General features: G+C 65.5%; 17 protein-coding genes. 6 read left to right on the forward strand and 11 right to left on the reverse strand.

The window, feature by feature from the left end:
• Window positions 1–5: 5 nt before the first annotated feature.
• Entirely contained in the window at window positions 6–1,181 is a 1,176-nt protein-coding gene (ubiM, locus tag F3I62_RS00930) for a 5-demethoxyubiquinol-8 5-hydroxylase UbiM (RefSeq protein ID WP_160487820.1), read from the reverse strand.
• Between the two features lie 222 nt (window positions 1,182–1,403).
• Between ubiM and F3I62_RS00935 the strand changes: the two genes are divergently transcribed.
• Window positions 1,404–2,327, forward strand: coding sequence for an SdiA-regulated domain-containing protein (locus F3I62_RS00935; protein WP_160487821.1), 924 nt, complete (start codon window positions 1,404–1,406; stop codon window positions 2,325–2,327).
• 33 nt (window positions 2,328–2,360) lie between these two features.
• On the opposite strand, the gene F3I62_RS00940 is transcribed toward F3I62_RS00935, so the two are convergent.
• Together F3I62_RS00940 and rpiA are read right to left on the reverse strand one after the other, a co-directional pair.
• Window positions 2,361–2,693: a YegP family protein gene (locus F3I62_RS00940; protein ID WP_160487822.1), complete on the reverse strand. Its 333-nt coding sequence runs from the start codon at window positions 2,691–2,693 to the stop codon at window positions 2,361–2,363.
• 123 nt (window positions 2,694–2,816) lie between these two features.
• On the reverse strand, window positions 2,817–3,491 hold the full coding sequence (gene rpiA / locus F3I62_RS00945) for a ribose-5-phosphate isomerase RpiA (RefSeq protein ID WP_160488414.1): 675 nt from the start codon (window positions 3,489–3,491) through the stop codon (window positions 2,817–2,819).
• Window positions 3,492–3,654: 163 nt separating this feature from the next.
• Between rpiA and ilvA the strand changes: the two genes are divergently transcribed.
• From ilvA to F3I62_RS00960, 3 genes are read left to right on the forward strand one after another with little or no spacing between them, the layout of a single operon-like run.
• Window positions 3,655–5,190, forward strand: a complete 1,536-nt coding sequence (gene ilvA / locus F3I62_RS00950) for a threonine ammonia-lyase, biosynthetic (RefSeq protein WP_160487823.1) — start codon at window positions 3,655–3,657, stop codon at window positions 5,188–5,190.
• A gap of 24 nt (window positions 5,191–5,214) precedes the next feature.
• Window positions 5,215–5,655: a DUF2269 family protein gene (locus F3I62_RS00955; RefSeq protein ID WP_160487824.1), complete on the forward strand. Its 441-nt coding sequence runs from the start codon at window positions 5,215–5,217 to the stop codon at window positions 5,653–5,655.
• A gap of 37 nt (window positions 5,656–5,692) precedes the next feature.
• Window positions 5,693–6,160 (forward strand): DUF2269 domain-containing protein, encoded by a 468-nt coding sequence (locus tag F3I62_RS00960; protein ID WP_160487825.1) that lies wholly within the window; start codon window positions 5,693–5,695, stop codon window positions 6,158–6,160.
• Window positions 6,161–6,224: 64 nt separating this feature from the next.
• Here F3I62_RS00960 and F3I62_RS00965 read toward each other — a convergent pair whose 3' ends face one another.
• Window positions 6,225–6,878 carry an HAD family hydrolase gene (locus F3I62_RS00965; protein ID WP_160487826.1) on the reverse strand — a complete coding sequence of 218 codons (654 nt, stop codon included), beginning with the start codon at window positions 6,876–6,878 and terminating at the stop codon, window positions 6,225–6,227.
• 145 nt (window positions 6,879–7,023) lie between these two features.
• On the opposite strand from F3I62_RS00965, the gene F3I62_RS00970 reads away from it, so the two are divergent.
• Both F3I62_RS00970 and ptsP read left to right on the forward strand, forming a co-directional pair.
• On the forward strand, window positions 7,024–7,503 hold the full coding sequence (locus tag F3I62_RS00970; RefSeq protein ID WP_160077046.1) for an RNA pyrophosphohydrolase: 480 nt from the start codon (window positions 7,024–7,026) through the stop codon (window positions 7,501–7,503).
• An 11-nt stretch (window positions 7,504–7,514) separates the two neighbouring features.
• The gene (gene ptsP, locus F3I62_RS00975; protein WP_160487827.1) at window positions 7,515–9,797 is read left to right on the forward strand and encodes a phosphoenolpyruvate--protein phosphotransferase; all 2,283 of its coding nucleotides are present in this window, start codon (window positions 7,515–7,517) and stop codon (window positions 9,795–9,797) included.
• A gap of 177 nt (window positions 9,798–9,974) precedes the next feature.
• Here ptsP and F3I62_RS00980 read toward each other — a convergent pair whose 3' ends face one another.
• The 7 genes from F3I62_RS00980 to F3I62_RS01010 all read right to left on the reverse strand — a co-directional run bounded on the left by F3I62_RS00980 (window position 9,975) and on the right by F3I62_RS01010 (window position 18,270).
• The gene (locus tag F3I62_RS00980) at window positions 9,975–10,838 is read right to left on the reverse strand and encodes an ABC transporter permease subunit (RefSeq protein WP_160487828.1); all 864 of its coding nucleotides are present in this window, start codon (window positions 10,836–10,838) and stop codon (window positions 9,975–9,977) included.
• Complete coding sequence (locus F3I62_RS00985) at window positions 10,835–11,716, reverse strand: ABC transporter permease subunit (RefSeq protein ID WP_178122488.1); 882 nt, start codon at window positions 11,714–11,716, stop codon at window positions 10,835–10,837. The genes F3I62_RS00980 and F3I62_RS00985 overlap by 4 nt, the downstream gene beginning before the upstream one ends.
• A 23-nt stretch (window positions 11,717–11,739) precedes the next feature.
• Window positions 11,740–12,894: a polyamine ABC transporter ATP-binding protein gene (gene potA, locus F3I62_RS00990; RefSeq protein ID WP_160487830.1), complete on the reverse strand. Its 1,155-nt coding sequence runs from the start codon at window positions 12,892–12,894 to the stop codon at window positions 11,740–11,742.
• 53 nt (window positions 12,895–12,947) lie between these two features.
• A complete protein-coding gene (locus F3I62_RS00995) occupies window positions 12,948–14,042 on the reverse strand; it encodes a polyamine ABC transporter substrate-binding protein (protein ID WP_160487831.1) in 1,095 nt (364 codons plus the stop codon).
• A 211-nt stretch (window positions 14,043–14,253) separates the two neighbouring features.
• Window positions 14,254–15,354: a polyamine ABC transporter substrate-binding protein gene (locus tag F3I62_RS01000; protein WP_160487832.1), complete on the reverse strand. Its 1,101-nt coding sequence runs from the start codon at window positions 15,352–15,354 to the stop codon at window positions 14,254–14,256.
• Window positions 15,355–15,474: 120 nt separating this feature from the next.
• A complete protein-coding gene (locus F3I62_RS01005; protein ID WP_160487833.1) occupies window positions 15,475–16,848 on the reverse strand; it encodes an aspartate aminotransferase family protein in 1,374 nt (457 codons plus the stop codon).
• A 63-nt stretch (window positions 16,849–16,911) separates the two neighbouring features.
• Window positions 16,912–18,270 (reverse strand): glutamine synthetase family protein, encoded by a 1,359-nt coding sequence (locus F3I62_RS01010; protein WP_160487834.1) that lies wholly within the window; start codon window positions 18,268–18,270, stop codon window positions 16,912–16,914.
• Window positions 18,271–18,326 lie beyond the last annotated feature (56 nt).

The raw sequence follows: 18,326 nt of genomic DNA on the forward strand, positions 1-18,326 counted from the left end.
GCGCCTCAGCCCGCACGGGCGGTCAGGTGGCGGGCAATGGCGCTGCGCAGCGGCACTAGGCCCTGGGCCACGCGCAGGCCGACTCCGCGCAGCAGGCGGGCGGGCAGGCGTTCGTCGGTGTACAGGCCGACCAGCAGCTGGGTGGCCTGGTACAGCGGCCAGGTGGCCAGGCGATGCTGGCGCTCGTAACGGCCGAGCACGCCGGCCGCGGCGATGTCCCGCCCCCTGGCGTGAGCCGCCAGCACGGCGGCGGCCAGCCGCTCGACACTGCCCAGGCCGAAGTTGAAGCCGTGCGCGGTGACCGGGTGCATGCCCACCGCGGCATCGCCGATCAGTGCGCAACGCGGTCCCGCCAGGCGCTGGGCGTAGACCCCGACCAGCGGATAGGCATGCCGGCTACTGAGCAGCTGCATGGCACCGAGCCGGTGCTCGAAGCGCCGCTCCATCTCGCCGGCGAAGGCCACCTCGTCCAGCTGCTGCAGGCGCTCGATCTCCCGCGGCGGCAGGGTCAGCACCAGCGAGGAGACGTTGCCGTTGAGCGGCAGCAGGGCCAGGGTCTGGCCATAGCCGAACCATTCCCAGGCCACCTGCTGGTGCGGCTGCTCATGCTGCATGCGGCAGACCAGCATGGTCTTGCCGAAGTCCTTGAGCTGCGCGCCGATGCCGAGCAGGCGGCGGGTTTCCGAGAAGCGGCTGTCGGCGGCCACCAGCAGGCGGCTGCGCAGGCAACGGCCGTCGGCCAGCTCCAGGCTGACCTGCTGCGGCGCATGGCGGATCGCCCGTACCTGGCTGTCGCACAGCAGCTGCACATCGGCGCAGTCCTCCAGCGCGGCATAGGCCGCCCGGCGGATCGCCTGGTTGGCCACCAGGTGGCCGAGGCGCTCGGCGCCGGCCTGTTCGGCGCGAATCTGCAGGGCGAACAGCGAGGGGCCATTGAGCACCTGGGCATCGCGCAGGATCGCCACCTCGCCGGCCGGCAGGCGCTGCCACAGGCCGAGGCGCTCCAGCAGCGCCTGTGAAGCATGGGTCAGGGCGATCTCGCGGCCGTCGAAGGCAGGCTCGGCCAGGCTCTGCTCGCCCTGGCGCTCGACCAGCACGATGGATAGCCCCTGCCCCGACAGGGCACGGGCGAGGCACAGGCCGGCCGGGCCGGCACCGATGATGGCGACATCGCAGAACATGGAGCGTTCCCCCTGGGTAACTGACATTGCCGCGAGTCTAGGCGGGCCACGGCGGGCAAACCTTGCCCGAGGTCATGGCCGGGGCGCGGCAGCGCGCGACCCGGCGTCGCAGGCTGGCAACGGCGCCGACCGGCAGCCTGGAAGACTCCGGTAACGCTCTTTAAGCTTGAACTCAGCCGGACTGTGCTATTGATGCGGCCCCCGATCGACAAGGAGCCCTCCATGCCACGCCCGACTCCAGCCCGCCTCATCGTGGCCACCCTGCTACTGGCCGCCCTGCTGCTCGGCGCGGTGGCGGCCCAGCAGTTGCGCCTGTTCGAACGGGCCTGGTTCATGTTGCAGGAATGGCGGCATGCCGCCGAGTGGCGCGAACGCTCGATCTGGCTGCCCGACTATGTCGCCACCCTGCAGGCCCAGCCGATCGTCGGCCTGGACGACGATGTGTCGGCGCTGACCTACGACCCGGACCGGCGCAGCCTGTTCACCGTTACCAACCAGAAGCCGCAGCTGATCGAGCTGTCGCTGGACGGACGGATCCTGCGCCAGATCCCGCTGGTCGGCTTCGGCGACCCGGAAGCCATCGAATACATCAGCCACGGGATCTACGTGATCACCGACGAGCGCCTGCAGCGCCTGATCAAGGTGCGCCTGGACGACGACACCCGCTTCATCGACGCCACCGAATCGCAGCAGCTGTCCCTGGGCATTGACCGCAACGGCAACAAGGGCTTCGAGGGGCTGGCCTACGACAGCCAGGGGCAACGCCTGTTCGTCGCCAAGGAGCGCGACCCGGTGAGCATCTACGAAATCCACGGCTTTCCGCACACCAACCCGGACAAGCCCTTCGCCGTGCACGTGGCCGGCGACGCCAAGCGCGATGCCCGGCTGTTCGTGCGCGACCTGTCCAGCCTGCAGTACGACGAGGCCAGCGGCCATCTGCTGGCGCTGTCCGACGAGTCGCGCCTGGTGCTGGAGCTGGATGCCAACGGCAAGCCGATCAGCAGCCTATCGCTGCTCGGCGGCCGGCAGGGTTTGAAGAAAGGCGTGCCGCAGGCCGAAGGGGTGGCCATGGATGATGCCGGCACCCTGTACCTGGTCAGCGAGCCGAACCTGTTCTACGTGTTCAAGAAACAGCCCGGCGATTGAGCCGACCCAGGCTGCCTGGTGCTTGGCGACCGCTCAGCTGTCGTCCTGCAGCGATGCCTGCGCGGCGTTGTGCTTGACCGACTCGCTGCCGGCCACGGCGCCGGCTTCGCTGGCATACAGCTGGCTGCTGCCGACCACCTGGCCATTGCTGGCCTTGAGCACGAAGTGGAACTTGCCGGAAGCCGCCGCCTTGATCTCGAAGGCGCCGGCGCGCTGGACGTTGTTGCGCACCGACTCGATGCCGGCCAGGGCCGAGGCCTTGCTCTTGTACAGCTCGCTGCTGAGGATGATCTCGCCGTTGCCGGCCAGCAGGTTGAAATGCAGCTGACCGTCGGCGGCCTTCTTCAGATGAAACTTCGCGGCCATGTCGTGGCTCCTGTCGGGTGCGCTGCCAGGCAAGCTTAGTCGCTCGCCACCACCCCGCCAGCGCCACACAGACGCACCAGCCCCGGCCGTGAGCTGGGCGGCCGGGCTCAGGCGCGGCGCCGCTCAGTCACGCTTGAGGGTCTTCACCCCGTCCGCGGTACCGAGCAGCAGCAGATCGGCCGGGCGCGCGGCGAACAGGCCGTTGGTGACCACGCCGACGATGGCGTTGATGTCGCGCTCGAGGGCCACCGGGTCGACGATCTGCAGGTTGAACACATCGAGAATGATGTTGCCGTTGTCGGTCAGCACACCCTCGCGGTACACCGGGTCGCCACCCAGTTTGACCAACTGGCGCGCCACGTGGCTGCGGGCCATGGGGATGACTTCCACCGGCAGCGGGAAGGCGCCCAGCACCGGCACCAGCTTGCTGGCGTCGGCGATGCAGATGAAGGTCTTGGCCACCGCGGCGACGATCTTCTCGCGGGTCAGCGCGGCGCCGCCGCCCTTGATCAGGTGCAGGTGCTGGTCGCTCTCGTCGGCGCCGTCGATGTAGAACTCCAGCTCGCTGACGCTGTTCAGGTCGTACACCGGAATGCCGTGGCCCTTGAGTCGCGCGGCGGTGGCTTCGGAGCTGGCCACGGCGCCGTCGAAGGCCATCTTGTGCTGGGCCAGGGCGTCGATGAAGCAGTTGGCGGTGGAGCCGGTGCCGACGCCGATCACGCTCTTGCTGTCGAGGAAGGGAAGGATATGGTCGACGGCGGCCTGGGCCACGGCCTGCTTGAGCTGATCCTGGGTCATCACGGGGTCTGCGCCTGGGGAGTACGGGAAGGGGCGAATTATAGCCTCGCCACCCGGCCCTGCGGCTGCGTTTTATCGCCACGCCCTACTGTTATGGGGTTTTCAGCACCGACTGTCGGTGGCCGCCGGCCGAAGCGCTGGGGTAGACTCCAGACTCCGTGAAATGCCCGCCAGTGAAGCCGCGATGCTCGAACAGTACGTAAAGAAGATCCTCACCTCGCGCGTCTACGACGTCGCCGTGGAAACCCCGCTGCAGCCTGCCCGCCAGCTCTCCGAGCGGCTGGGCAACCAGATTCTGCTGAAACGCGAAGACCTGCAGCCGGTGTACTCGTTCAAGATTCGCGGCGCCTACAACAAGCTGGCGCAGCTGTCGCCCGAGGAACTGGCGCGCGGCGTGGTCACCGCCTCGGCCGGCAACCACGCCCAGGGCCTGGCCCTGGCGGCCAAGCACCTGGGGGTCAAGGCCACCATCGTCATGCCGCGCACCACCCCGGAACTCAAGGTCCAGGGCGTGCGCTCGCGCGGCGGCAAGGTGGTGCTGCACGGCGACGCCTTCCCCGAGGCCCTGGCCTATTCGCTGAAGCTGGTGGAAGAGAAGGGCTATTCCTATATCCACCCCTACGACGATCCGCTGGTGATCGCCGGCCAGGGCACCGTGGCCATGGAGATCCTGCGCCAGCAGCCGGGCCAGCTGGACGCCATCTTCGTGCCCTGCGGCGGCGGCGGCCTGATCGCCGGCATCGCCGCCTACGTCAAATACCTGCGCCCGGATATCCGCGTGATCGGCGTCGAGCCGGACGACTCCAACTGCCTGCAGGCAGCCATGGCGGCCGGCGAGCGCGTGGTGCTGCCGACCGTGGGGCTGTTCGCCGACGGCGTGGCCGTGGCGCAGATCGGCCAGTACACCTTCGATGTGTGCAAGCACTATGTCGACGAGGTGATCACCGTCAGCACCGACGAGATCTGCGCGGCGATCAAGGACATCTACGACGACACCCGCTCGATCACCGAGCCGGCCGGCGCGCTGAGCGTGGCCGGGATCAAGAAGTACGTGGAGCGCGAAGGCGTCAGCGGCCAGGTGCTGGTCGGCATCGACTCGGGTGCCAACGTCAACTTCGACCGCCTGCGCCACGTGGCCGAGCGCGCCGAGCTGGGCGAGAAGCGCGAGGCAATCATCGCCGTGACCATCCCCGAGCAGCCGGGCAGCTTCAAGACCTTCTGCGAGGCGATCGGCAAGCGCCAGATCACCGAGTTCAACTACCGCTACCACACCGACGGCGAGGCGCACATCTTCGTCGGCGTGCAGACCCACCCGGAGAACGACCCGCGCGCCGCCCTGGTGCAGGGCCTGCGTGACCAGGGCTTCCCGGTGCTGGACCTGACCGACAACGAACTGGCCAAGCTGCACATCCGCCACATGGTCGGCGGCCACGCGGCGGCGGTGCCGGACGAGTGCGTGTTCCGCTTCGAGTTCCCGGAACGCCCGGGGGCGCTGTTCAACTTCCTCAACAAGCTCGGCGGGCGCTGGAACATCAGCATGTTCCACTACCGCAACCACGGCGCCGCCGACGGCCGCGTACTGGCCGCGCTGCAGGTACCGCAGGAGCAGCGCTCGCTGATTCCGGCAGCGCTGGACGCCATCGGCTATCCCTACTGGGACGAAACCGACAACCCGGCCTACCAGCTGTTTCTCGGCTAAGCACCACCCAGGGAGAATGCATCGATGGAACCTTACCAGCTGCTGAAGATCGCCCACAGCCTGCCGGCCGCGCTGTTGCTGCTCGGCGTCCTGGCGCATGCCTTCATGCTGTGGAAAGCCAACAAGGGCGGCGATGCCGCCGTGCTCGCGCGCAAGCTGCGCGTCACCCGCCTGTACAGCCTGCCGGCCCTCGGCATGCTGGCCCTGAGCCTGCCGGTCAGCGGCTGGTGGCTGGTGCACGGCGCCGGCTGGCCGCTGGGCCAGCTGTGGCTGCTGCTCAGCGCCATCCTGTTCGCCCTGCTGGTGCTGGCCGGCCTGCTCCTGCATGGCCGCCTGGGTGCCTGGCAGGCCGCGCTCGGCGGCGCGGTGCCGCTGACACTGCTGCGTTTCGTCTGCGCCTACGGCGCACTGCTGCTGGTCCTACTGCTGGCGATCTTCGCCCTGATGGGGGCCAAGCCGGCCTGATGTCGCCCTTCCCGTTCGGGCGGCAGGGCGCCGGGCAATGAGCCTGTACCTGCTGCTCAAGACCCTGCACATCCTTAGCGCCACCCTGCTGTTCGGCACCGGCCTGGGCTCGGCCTACTACGCCCTGCGCGCCTGGCGCAGCGGCGAGCTGCAGGTGATCGCCACGACCTTCCGCCACCTGGTCACCGCCGACTGGCTGTTCATCGCCACCAGCGCGGTGTTCCAGCCGCTCAGCGGCCTGGCCCTGGCGAAGATCGCCGGCTGGCCGCTGAACCACCTGTGGCTGCTGTGGAGCGCCGGGCTGTTCGTGTTCGCCGGGCTGTGCTGGCTGCCGGTGCTGTGGCTGCAGATCCGCGTGCGCAACCTGGCCCGCCAGGCCCTGCGCGACGGCACGCCGCTGCCGGAGCGGGCCAACCGCTACATGCGCATCTGGTTCGTGCTGGGCTGGCCGGCGTTCCTGGCCTTTATCGCGATCTTCTGGCTGATGGTGGCCAAGCCGCTATAGCGCAGCGGCGCCACGGATAAGGCCCTCGGTGCGCATGGCGCACCCTACTAGACCGAGCTGACACTCAGCGCAGCGAAATCACCGGCCAGCCGCGCTCGCCGGCGATGCCGCGCAGCGTGTCGTCCGGGTCCACCGCCACCGGGTGGGCGACCTTCTCGAGCAGCGGCAGGTCGTTGCGCGAGTCGCTGTAGAAGTAGCTGTCATCCAGGTTCAGGCCGCTGTCCTGCAGCCACTGGCCGAGGCGCACCACCTTGCCCTCCTGGTAGCAGGGAATGCCGGCCAGCTGCCCGGTGTAGCGGCCATCCTGCATGCCGCACTCGGTGGCCAACAGGGTGTCGACGCCCAGGCGTGCGGCAATCGGCGCGGTGACGAAGCGGTTGGTGGCGGTGATGATCACCAGCTTGTCGCCGGCCTCGCGGTGCTGCGCCAGCAGCGCCTCACCCTTGGCCAGGATGATCGGCTCGATCACCTCGGCCATGAACTCCGCCTGCCACTGCGCCAGCTCCTGGGCGCCGGTGCGGCCGAGAATCGCCTGGCTGAAGTTCTGGTAGGCCACCACGTCGAGCCTGCCGGCGCAGTAGTCGGCATAGAAGGCATCGTTGCGCGCCTGGTACTCGGCGGCATCGACCCGGCCACGCTGACAGAGGAATTCGCCCCAGCTGTGGTCGCTGTCGCCGGCGAGCAGGGTGTTGTCGAGGTCGAAGAGGGCAAGGCGCACGTCGTTTCACCTGAATCTGGAGGGCCGAAAAGGCCGCCAGAATAGCCGCTTTTGCCTTCAGTGCCCATTCGCCGGGCCGCGCGTTTGCTGCGCCCGCGGCCTTTGTGGAACAATGCGGGCATATGCGTTTTCAAGGTGTTTTGTCGTGATCGATTCCGATGGTTTCCGCCCCAATGTCGGCATCATCCTGACCAATGATATTGGCCAGGTGCTCTGGGCGCGGCGGATCAACCAGGATGCCTGGCAATTTCCCCAGGGAGGCATCAATCCCCAGGAGTCGCCGGAGCAGGCCCTGTACCGCGAACTTAACGAAGAAGTCGGTCTCGAAGAGCAGGATGTGAAGATTCTCGCCTGCACCCGGGGCTGGTTGCGCTATCGTCTGCCGCAACGTCTGGTACGCACCCACAGCCAGCCGCTGTGCATCGGCCAGAAACAGAAGTGGTTTCTCCTGCGCCTGACCGGCGCCGAAGAGCGGGTACGCATGGACCTGACCGGCAAGCCGGAGTTCGACGGCTGGCGCTGGGTCAGCTACTGGTACCCGCTGGGCCAGGTCGTTACATTCAAGCGCGAGGTCTACCGTCGCGCCCTCAAGGAATTAGCCCCGCGCCTGCTGGCGCGCGACTGACGGAAACGAGCATGCTCAACACGCTGCGCAAGATCGTCCAGGAAGTAAACGCCGCCAAGGATCTCAAGGCAGCGCTGACGATCATCGTGCAGCGGGTCAAGGAGGCCATGGGCAGCCAAGTCTGCTCGGTCTACCTGCTCGACCCGGAGACCTCGCGTTTCGTGCTGATGGCCACCGAAGGCCTGAACAAGCGCTCCATCGGCAAGGTCAGCATGGCCTTGAACGAGGGCCTGGTCGGCCTGGTCGGCACCCGCGAGGAGCCGCTCAACCTCGAACACGCCTCCGAACACCCGCGCTACCGCTACTTCCCGGAAACCGGCGAGGAGCGCTACGCCTCCTTCCTCGGTGCGCCGATCATCCACCACCGCCGGGTGATGGGCGTACTGGTGGTGCAGCAGAAGGAACGCCGCCAGTTCGACGAAGGCGAGGAAGCCTTCCTGGTGACCATGAGCGCGCAACTGGCCGGGGTCATCGCCCATGCCGAGGCGACCGGCTCGATCCGCGGCCTCGGCAAGCAGGGCAAGGGCATCCAGGAAGCGCGCTTCGTCGGCGTGCCCGGTTCGCCCGGCGCCGCCATCGGCAGCGCCGTGGTGGTGCTGCCGCCGGCCGACCTGGACGTGGTGCCGGACAAACCGATCGACGATGTCGAGGCCGAGGTCGAACGCTTCAAGCTGGCCCTGGAAGCCGTCCGCGCGGACATGCGCGCGCTGTCCAGCAAACTGGCCAACCAGCTGCGCCCGGAAGAGCGCGCGCTGTTCGACGTCTACCTGATGATGCTCGACGACGCCTCCATGGGCCTCGAAGTGAAACGCGTGATCCGTACCACCGGCCAGTGGGCCCAGGGTGCCTTGCGCCAGGTGGTGCTGGATCACGTCAAGCGCTTCGAGCTGATGGACGACGCCTACCTGCGCGAACGCGCCTCGGATGTGCGCGACCTCGGCCGCCGCCTGCTCGCCTACCTGCAGGAAGAGCGCAAGCAGAACCTGGTCTACCCCGACCACACCATCCTGGTCAGCGAGGAAGTCACCCCGGCCATGCTCGGCGAGGTGCCGGAAGGCAAGCTGGTCGGCCTGGTCTCGGTGCAGGGCTCGGGCAACTCGCACGTGGCCATTCTCGCCCGCGCCATGGGCATCCCCACGGTCATGGGCGTGGTCGACCTGCCCTATTCCAAGGTCGACGGCATCCAGCTGATCGTCGACGGCTACCACGGCGAGGTGTTCACCAACCCCAGCGAGCTGCTGTGCAAGCAGTACGCCGAAGTGGTCGAGGAAGAACGCCAGCTGTCCCAGGGCCTCGACGCCCTGCGCGAGCTGCCCTGCGAAACCCTCGACGGCCAGCGCCTGCCGCTGTGGGTCAACACCGGCCTGCTGGCCGACGTGAAGCGTGCCCAGGAACGCGGCGCCGAAGGCGTCGGCCTGTACCGCACGGAAGTGCCGTTCATGAACGGCGAGCGCTTCCCCAGCGAGAAGGAACAGCTGGCCACCTACCGCGAGCAGCTGGCCGCCTTCCACCCGCTGCCGGTGACCATGCGCACCCTGGACATCGGCGGCGACAAGGCGCTGAGCTATTTCCCGATCAAGGAAAGCAACCCCTTCCTCGGCTGGCGCGGCATCCGCATCACCCTCGACCACCCGGAAATCTTCCTGGTCCAGGTGCGCGCCATGCTCAAGGCCAGCGAGGGCCTGAACAACCTGCGCATCCTGCTGCCCATGATTTCCGGCATCCAGGAACTGGAAGAGGCCCTGCACCTGATCCACCGCGCCTGGGGCGAAGTACGCGACGAAGGCGTCGACGTGCCGCTGCCGCCGGTGGGCGTGATGATCGAGATTCCCGCGGCGGTCTACCAGGTGCGCGACCTGGCACGCCAGGTCGACTTCCTCTCGGTCGGCTCGAATGACCTGACGCAATATCTATTGGCGGTCGACCGCAACAACCCGCGGGTCGCCGACCTCTACGACTTCCTCCACCCAGCCGTGCTGCACGCCCTGACCCTGGTCATCGCCGGCGCCCATGCCGAGGGCAAGCCGGTGAGCATCTGCGGCGAGATGGCCGGCGACCCGGCCGCGGCCGTATTGCTGCTGGCCATGGGCTTCGACAGCCTGTCGATGAACGCCACCAACCTGCCCAAGGTCAAGTGGCTGCTGCGCCAGATCAGCCTGAGCAAGGCCAAGGAGCTGCTCGAACAGCTGCTGCGCATGGACAACCCGCAGGTGATCCACAGCACCCTGCACCTGGCCCTGCGCAACCTCGGCCTGGGCCGGGTGATCAATCCGGCGGCGACCATCCAGAGCTGAAGCCCCGCTCCCGATCCAGAACCAGGCCCGGCCGAAATGGCCAGGGCAGCAGAGTGGCTGACCCTCACGCAGGGCATTGCCCCACCTGCAGATGCCTTCCAGACCGACTACCTGGCAGACGCTGAAAACAGAAAGGGCCACTTCCGTGGCCCTTTCTGTTTTTTGCTAGCAGCAGGATCAGGCGGGTTGCGCCGACCAGGTCTCGCTGGTGGTTTCTTCCATGGCCTGCTGGATCGCGCGCTTGCGCTTTTCCTCGGCGCGGCGGGCGAAGTACCAGGCGAAGAAGGTGAAGATCGACACGGTCAGCAGGATCAGGCTGGCCACCGCGTTGATCTCCGGCTTCACGCCCAGGCGCACGGCGGAAAACACTTCCATCGGCAGGGTGGTGGAGCCCGGACCGGAGACGAAGCTGGCCAGCACCAGGTCGTCCAGCGACAGGGCGAAGGACATCATGCCGCCGGCCGCCAGGGACGGCGCGATCATCGGGATGGTGATCAGGAAGAACACCTTCCACGGCTTGGCACCGAGGTCCATGGCCGCCTCTTCGATGGACAGATCCAGCTCACGCAGGCGCGCCGATACCACCACCGCCACGTAGGCGGCGCAGAAGGTGGTGTGGGCAATCCAGATGGTCAGGATGCCGCGCTCGGCTGGCCAGCCGGTCAGCTGGGCCATGGCCACGAACAGCAGCAGCAGCGACAGGCCGGTGATCACCTCGGGCATCACCAGCGGCGCGGTGACCAGGCCACCGAACAGGGTGCGGCCCTTGAAGCGGGTAACCCGGGTCAGCACGAAGGCCGCCACGGTACCCAGCGCCACGGCGGCGATCGCCGTGTAGCAGGCGATCTCCAGGGAGCGCATCACCGAGCCCATCAGCTGGCTGTTGTCGAGCAGGCCGACATACCACTTCAGCGACCAGCCGCCCCAGACGGTGACCAGCTTGGAGGCGTTGAAGGAGTAGATGACCATGATCAGCATGGGCAGGTAGATGAACGTCAGGCCGGCCCAGAGCATTACATTGGAGAAACTGAAACGTTTCATGCGCGGCCCTCCATCTCTTTAGCCTGGTTACGGTTGAACAGGATAATGGGCACGATCAGGATCGCCAGCATCACCACCGCCAGGGCGGAAGCCACCGGCCAGTCGCGGTTGTTGAAGAATTCCTGCCACAGCACCTTGCCGATCATCAGGGTCTCCGGACCGCCAAGCAGCTCGGGGATGACGAACTCGCCGACCACCGGGATGAACACCAGCATGCTGCCGGCGACGATGCCGTTCTTCGACAGCGGCACGGTGATCTTCCAGAAGCTATTGAAGTTGCTCGAACCGAGGTCCGCGGCGGCTTCCAACAGGCTGTGATCGTGCTTCACCAGGTTGGCGTAGAGCGGCAGGATCATGAACGGCAGGTACGAATAGACCACGCCGATGTACACCGCCAGGTTGGTGTTGAGGATCTGCAGCGGCTCGTCGATCAGCCCGATGGACTGCAGGAAGCCATTGAGCAGGCCGTTGTTACTGAGGATGCCCATCCAGGCGTAGACGCGGATCAGGATCGCGGTCCAGGTCGGCATCATGATCAGCAGCAGCAGGGTGGTCTGCATTTCCTTGCTTGCGCGGGCGATGGCATAGGCCATCGGGTAACCGATCAGCAGGCAGAGCAGGGTGCTGATGCTGGCCATCTTCAGCGAGCCTAGGTAGGCCGCCACGTACAGCTCATCCTCGGTGAGGAAGATGTAGTTGCCCAGGTTGAGCACCAGCGACAGCTGATTCTCGGCCCAGGTCCAGACCTCGGTGTAGGGCGGAATGGCCACGTCGGCTTCGGCGAAGCTGATCTTAAGGACGATGAAGAACGGCAGTAGGAAGAACATGAACAGCCAGAGGAACGGCACGCCGATCACAGCATGCCGCCCCCTCGGCAGGTAGCGCTTGAGTCGAGAGATTTTCATGCTTGCAGTACCACGCCGCTGTCGTCTTCCCAATACACCACCACCGCATCGTCCCAGGTCGGGCGCTTGCCGCGGCGCTCGGCGTTGGCGATGAAGCACTGCACGATCTGCCCGGAGGACAGCTTGACGTGGTACACCGAGTGGCCGCCGAGGTAGGCGATGTCATGCACGGTGCCGCCGCACCAGTTGTAGTTGGGGTGCTCGTGGTCGGCAGGCAACTGGGTGGCCATCAGCAGTTTTTCCGGACGCAGGGCGTAGCTGACCGACTTGGTCTCGGCCCGGGTGCTGACGCCGTGGCCGATGTAGATCGGCCTGTCCAGGTGCGGGCAGCTGATGATCGCGTGGTCCGCTTCGTCGGTGGTGATCACCCCGTCGAACAGGTTGACGTTGCCGATGAACTCGCAGACCAGGCGGCTGGCCGGGGTCTCGTAGATGTCCACCGGGCTGCCGATCTGGGCAATCCAGCCGAGGTGCATGATGGCGATGCGCTGGGCCATGGTCATGGCCTCTTCCTGGTCGTGGGTCACCATCACACAGGTCACGCCGACGCGCTCGATGATTTCCACCAGCTCCAGCTGCATCTGCGAACGCAGCTTCTTGTCCAGCGCACCCATCGGCTCGTCGAGCAGCAGCAGCTTGGGACGCTTGGCCAGGGAACGGGCCAGGGCCACGCGCTGGCGCTGGCCACCGGACAGCTGGTGCGGCTTGCGCCGGGCGTACTGGGTCATGTGCACCAGCTTGAGCATCTCGGCCACGCGCTCGTCGATCTCGGCCTTGGGCAGCTTGTCCTGCTGCAGGCCGAAGGCGATGTTCTGCGCCACGGTCATGTGCGGGAACAGGGCATAGGACTGGAACATCATGTTGATCGGCCGCTCGTAGGGCGGCATGTCGGTGATGTCCACGCCGTCCAGCAGGATGCGCCCGGAGGTGGGGCGCTCGAAGCCGGCGAGCATGCGCAGCAGGGTCGACTTGCCGGAGCCGGAGCCGCCGAGCAGGGCGAAGATCTCGCCCTTGTTGATGGTCAGCGAGACGTCTTCGACGGCGATGGTTTCGTCGAACTTCTTCGTCACGCGGTCAATTTTCACCAGCACCTCTTTGGGTTGCTGGTTGCCCTCTAGGGCTTTCTTGTAGGCGCTGGAGGCAACGGCCATTTTGCAAAACTCCCGGAACATTTAGGGCCCGGTCACCAGGACCGGGCAAAGACTCACTTACCCGACTTGACCTTGGTCCAGCTGCGGGTCATCAGGCGTTGTACTTTCGGTGGCAATTCTGCCGAGATGAACAAGTTGTCCAGTACCGCCTGGGGCGGGTAAACGGACTCATCGTTGCGCACGTCCTGGTCCATCAGAGCCCCGGCCTTGGGGTTCGGGTTGGCATAGCCAACATAGTCGCTGACCTGGGCGATCACCGCCGGGTCGAGCAGGTAGTTGATGAAGGCGTGGGCTTCCTTGACGTTCTTCGCGTCGGCCGGAATGGCCAGCATGTCGAACCACAGGTTGGCGCCTTCCTTGGGGATGCTGTAGGCGATCTGCACGCCCTTGCCGGCCTCGTCGGCGCGGTCGGCGGCCTGCAGGATGTCGCCGGAGAAGCCGACGGCCAGGCAGATGTCGCCATTGGCCAAGTCGCCGATGTACTTGGAGCTGTGGAAGTAGGTCACGTAGGGACGCACGGCCATCAGCGTCTGTTCGGCCTTCTTGTAGTCGTCCGGGTTGGTGCTGTTGGGCGGCAGGCCCAGGTAGTTGAGCGCCGCCGGGATCATTTCGTCGCCGGAATCGAGGAAGGCCACGCCACAGGCGCTGAGCTTCTGCATGTTGGCCGGGTCGAAGACGGTGGCCCAGGAGTCGATGCTGTCGACACCGAGCACGGCCTTGATCTTCTCGACGTTGTAGCCGATGCCGTTGGTGCCCCACAGGTAAGGCACGGCGTACTGGTTGCCCGGGTCGTTCACGTCGAGCTGCTTGAGCAGCGCCGGGTCAAGGTTCTGCCAGTTGGGCAGCAGGGCGCGGTCCAGCTTCTGGAAGGCACCGGCCTTGATCTGCTTGCCGAGGAAATGGTTGGACGGCACCACCACGTCGTAGCCGGAACGGCCCGCCAGCAGTTTGCCTTCCAGGGTCTCGTTGGAGTCGAACACGTCGTAGACCGGCTTGATGCCCTGGGCCTTTTCGAAATCAGCCAGGGTGCTCTCGCCGATGTAGTCGCTCCAGTTGTAGATATGCACGGTCGGTGCCGCCTGAGCGGCATGCGCCAGCCCCAGGCCGATCGCCGCTGTGATCAGGGTGTTGCGGAAGGAAATTCGCACACGTCAGTCCTCTTTATTGTTGCTATTCAGGCCGTTACACACGACCAGGGGCTTGATAACTCGTCCTGCCGATTCCGCAAATTCAGGCCAATCGCCCAGCCGTCCGCGCACGGAGCTGTGTGGGGGCTCGTGTGTAACGGTAGACGGAAATGGCACATGAACCTCCTGGCGGGTCCCCGGCGGGAACACCCGCCGGAGGGTGTCGCTGTGGTTACTTGCCGGACTTGATGGTGGTCCAGCTGCGGGTCATGCTGCGCTGCACCTTGGCCGGCAGATCCGGGAAGGCGTAGAGCTTGGCCATGGTTTCCGCGCTCGGGTAGATGCCCGGGTCGTTGCGGATCGCCTCGTCAACCAGCGGGGTTGCCGCCGCGTTGCCGTTGGGGAACTGCACGAAGTTGGTGATCTCGGCCATCACCTCCGGCTTCATCAGGAAGTTCATGAAGGCATAGGCGGCTTCCGGATTGGCGGCATCCTTCGGCATGGCGATCATGTCGAAGAAGGTACCGGCGCCTTCTTTCGGAATGTTGTAGGAAACGGCTACGCCGGCCTTGGCCTCTTCGGCACGGGACTTGGCCTGGTAGATGTCACCCGAGTAGCCGACTGCCACGCACAGGTTGCCGTTGGCCAGGTCGGAGATGTATTTGGAGCTGTGGAAGTAGGTCACGTGCGGACGGATCTTGAGGAACAGCGCCTCGGCTTCCTTGAGTTCCTTCGGGTCCTGGCTGACCGGGCTGTGGCCCAGGTAGTGCAGGGCGATCGGCAGGATCTCGGTCGGCGAGTCGAGGAAGGACACGCCGCAGCCTTTCAGCTTCTCGATGTTTTCCGGCTTGAACAGCAGGTCCCAGGAGTTGACCGGCGCGTCGGCGCCCAGCACGGCCTTGACCTTCTCGGCGTTGTAGCCGATGCCGATCGAGCCCCACATGTAGGGGAACGCATACTGGTTGCCCGGGTCGCTGACTTCCAGAGTTTTCATCAGGTTGGTGTCGAGGTTCTTCCAGTTCGGCAGCTTGGACTTGTCCAGCGGCTGGTAGACGCCGGCCTTGATCTGCTTGGCCAGGAAGTTGTTGGACGGCACCACGATGTCGTAACCCGACTTGCCGGCCAGCAGCTTGGCTTCCAGCGTCTCGTTGCTGTCGAACACGTCGTAGACGACCTTGATGCCGGTCTCCTTGGTGAACTTCTCGACGGTATCCGGGGCGATGTAGTCCGACCAGTTGTATACGTGCAGCACCTTGTCGTCGGCCTGAGCCACGCCGGCTACCGCGCCGGCCAGGGTCATGGCCAGCAGAGTTTTACCGAAGGTCTTGATCATGCGGGTTAGCTCCATTGTCGTTTGAAGTATCCGGGGCTGCGTCGCCTGAGCGACGCACCCTCCGGTGAGCCTGGCCAACGCACCATGCAGTCTGGCAAGGTCTGGCGTGTCTCTCAAGCTTTAGACCAATACTGCACGGGCGGTGAGATCGAGGCACTTGCGTGCTTTTTCAATCAGCTCGTCGATCTCGCTTTTGCTGATAACCAGTGGCGGCGCGATGATCATGGTGTCGCCCACGGCGCGCATGATCAGTCCGTTGTCGAAACAGTGGCCGCGGCAGATCATGCCCACGCCCAGCTCGCTCGGGAAACGCTCGCGGGTCTCTTTGTCCTTCGCCAGTTCGATGGCGCCGAGCATGCCCACACCGCGGACTTCGCCCACCAGCGGATGATCCGCCAGCTCACGAAGACGCTGCTGCAAATATGGTGCCGTTTCCGCCTTGACCCGCTCGATGATCTTTTCTTCACGCAGCAGGCGGATGTTGGCCAGGCCGACGGCGGCCGCCACCGGGTGCCCGGAATAGGTGAAGCCGTGGTTGAAGTCGCCACCGGCATTGATCACGTCGAACACCTTGTCGCTGACGATCAGGCCGCCCATCGGCACGTAGCCGGAGGTCAGGCCCTTGGCGATGGTCATCAGGTCCGGCTGGTTACCGTAGAAATCGCTGCCGAACCACTCGCCGGTACGACCGAAACCGCAGATCACTTCGTCGGCGACGAACAGGATGTCGTACTTGGCGAGAATCTCGCGGATGCGCGGCCAGTAGGTCTGCGGCGGGATGATCACGCCACCGGCGCCCTGGATCGGCTCGGCGATGAAGGCGGCGACATTCTCCTCGCCGACTTCGAGAATTTTCTTTTCCAGCTGATCGGCGGCCCAGATGCCGAACTCGTCCGGGCTCATCTCGCCACCCTCGCCGAACCAGTACGGCTGCGGGATGTGCACGATGCCCGGAATCGGCAGGTCGCCCTGCTCATGCATGTACTTCATGCCGCCCAGGCTGGCGCCGGCCACGGTGGAGCCGTGGTAGCCGTTGACGCGGCTGATGATCACCTTCTTGTTCGGCTGGCCCTTGCACGCCCAGTAGTGGCGAACCATGCGCAGCATGGTGTCGTTGCCTTCCGAACCGGAGCCGGTGAAGAACACGTGGTTCATGCCTTCCGGCGCGATCTCGGCGATGGCCTTAGCCAGCTCCAGCACCGGCGGGTGAGCGGTCATGAAGAAGGTGTTGTAGAACGGCAGCTCGCGCATCTGCGCCGCGGCCGCCTCGACCAGTTCCTCGCGGCCGTAGCCGACCGCCACGCACCACAGGCCGGCCATGCCGTCGAGCACCTTGTTGCCTTCGCTGTCCCACAGGTAGACGCCGTCGGCCTTGGTAATGATGCGCGGACCCTTCTCGTGCAGCTGCTGGTAATCGCTGAACGGCGCGAGGTGGTGCTCACGGCTCATGGCCTGCCACTCGCGGGTTTTCGGGTTGTTCGCTTGGTTAGTCATTATTCACCTCAGATAACGCAATCGGCGGGGTGCCGGACGGATTACCCGCCGGCACCCGCCCCATCAGACGGAGAGCAGCAGGAACTCGCGTTCCCAGGAACTGATCACCCGCTTAAAGTTTTCATGTTCGGCCCGCTTGACCGCGACATAGCCGCGGACAAACTTCTCGCCCAGGTATTTCTCGGCGTCCTTGCAGGCTTCCATGCGCTCCAGGGCGCTTTCGATGGTCACCGGCAGGGCCAGGTTGCGCCGCTCGTAACCGCGCCCCTTGACCGGCGCGCTGGGCTGGATGCCTTCGAGCATGCCGATGTAGCCACACAGCAAGGAGGCGGCCAGCACCAGGTAGGGGTTGGCGTCGGCACCGGCCAGACGGTTTTCCACGCGGCGGTTCTGCGGCCCGGCTTCCGGTACGCGTAGGCCCACGGTGCGGTTCTCCTCGCCCCACTCGACGTTCACCGGCGCCGAGGTGTCCGGCAGGAAACGGCGGAACGAGTTGACGTTCGGCGCGAACAGCGGCAGCAGCTCGGGGATGTACTTCTGCAGGCCGCCGATGTGGTGCATGAACAGCTCGCTCATGCTGCCGTCTTCGTTGGAAAACAGGTTGTTGCCGGTCTCCACGTCCACCACGCTCTGGTGAATGTGCATGGCGCTGCCCGGCTGGTCGGTGATCGGCTTGGCCATGAAGGTCGCCGCCACGTCATGCTTGAGCGCAGCCTCGCGCATGGTGCGCTTGAACACGGTGATCTGGTCGGCCAGGTGCAGGGCGTCGCCGTGGCGGAAGTTGATTTCCATCTGCGCCGGGCCGTCTTCGTGGATCAGCGTGTCGAGGTCCAGATCCTGCGCCTCGCACCAGTCGTAGACGTCCTCGAACAGCGGGTCGAATTCGTTGGCCGCGTCGATGGAGAACGACTGACGACCGACTTCCGGGCGACCGGAGCGACCCATCGGCGCCTCCAGCGGGAAGTCCGGGTCACTGTTGCGCTTGGTCAGGTAGAACTCCATCTCCGGCGCGACGATCGGCTTCCAGCCCTTGGCCGCGTAGAGTTTGAGGACGTTCTTGAGGATGTTGCGCGGCGACAGCTCGATCGGGTTGCCCTGCTTGTCGAAGGTGTCGTGGATCACCATCGCGGTCGGCTCGATGGCCCAGGGCACCAGGAACACGGCGTTCTCGTCGGGCCGACAGAACATGTCGATGTCGGCCTCGTCGAGCAGCTCGTAATAGATGTCGTCCTCGACGTAGTCGCCGGTCACGGTCTGCAGCAGCACACTCTCGGGGAGGCGCATGCCCTTCTCGTCGAGGAACTTGTTGGTCGGCGAAATCTTGCCCCGGGCAATGCCGGTGAGATCGCTGATCAGGCATTCAACTTCGGTGATTTTGCGTTCTTTCAGCCAGCTGGTGAGCTGGTCGAGCTTGCTAGTCATAAAGACCTCAGGGTTGTAGAGCGGCTTCTGCGGACCGGTACAGCCTGGCGAAACCT

It is taken from the genome of Pseudomonas sp. R-28-1W-6, from assembly GCF_009799925.1.
Taxonomy (GTDB): Bacteria; Pseudomonadota; Gammaproteobacteria; order Pseudomonadales; family Pseudomonadaceae; genus Aquipseudomonas.

What these genes read in the sequence shown, in the direction of transcription:
- F3I62_RS01010 (WP_160487834.1), bottom strand. Translation starts at nt 18,270, where the DNA reads ATGACTAGCAAGCTCGACCAGCTCACCAGCTGGCTGAAAGAACGCAAA.
- ubiM (WP_160487820.1), bottom strand. Translation starts at nt 1,181, where the DNA reads ATGTTCTGCGATGTCGCCATCATCGGTGCCGGCCCGGCCGGCCTGTGC.
- potA (WP_160487830.1), bottom strand. Translation starts at nt 12,894, where the DNA reads ATGGCCGTTGCCTCCAGCGCCTACAAGAAAGCCCTAGAGGGCAACCAG.
- F3I62_RS01000 (WP_160487832.1), bottom strand. Translation starts at nt 15,354, where the DNA reads ATGATCAAGACCTTCGGTAAAACTCTGCTGGCCATGACCCTGGCCGGC.
- F3I62_RS00955 (WP_160487824.1), top strand. Translation starts at nt 5,215, where the DNA reads ATGGAACCTTACCAGCTGCTGAAGATCGCCCACAGCCTGCCGGCCGCG.
- F3I62_RS00940 (WP_160487822.1), bottom strand. Translation starts at nt 2,693, where the DNA reads ATGGCCGCGAAGTTTCATCTGAAGAAGGCCGCCGACGGTCAGCTGCAT.
- F3I62_RS00960 (WP_160487825.1), top strand. Translation starts at nt 5,693, where the DNA reads ATGAGCCTGTACCTGCTGCTCAAGACCCTGCACATCCTTAGCGCCACC.
- F3I62_RS01005 (WP_160487833.1), bottom strand. Translation starts at nt 16,848, where the DNA reads ATGACTAACCAAGCGAACAACCCGAAAACCCGCGAGTGGCAGGCCATG.
- F3I62_RS00935 (WP_160487821.1), top strand. Translation starts at nt 1,404, where the DNA reads ATGCCACGCCCGACTCCAGCCCGCCTCATCGTGGCCACCCTGCTACTG.
- rpiA (WP_160488414.1), bottom strand. Translation starts at nt 3,491, where the DNA reads ATGACCCAGGATCAGCTCAAGCAGGCCGTGGCCCAGGCCGCCGTCGAC.
- ilvA (WP_160487823.1), top strand. Translation starts at nt 3,655, where the DNA reads ATGCCCGCCAGTGAAGCCGCGATGCTCGAACAGTACGTAAAGAAGATC.
- ptsP (WP_160487827.1), top strand. Translation starts at nt 7,515, where the DNA reads ATGCTCAACACGCTGCGCAAGATCGTCCAGGAAGTAAACGCCGCCAAG.
- F3I62_RS00980 (WP_160487828.1), bottom strand. Translation starts at nt 10,838, where the DNA reads ATGAAACGTTTCAGTTTCTCCAATGTAATGCTCTGGGCCGGCCTGACG.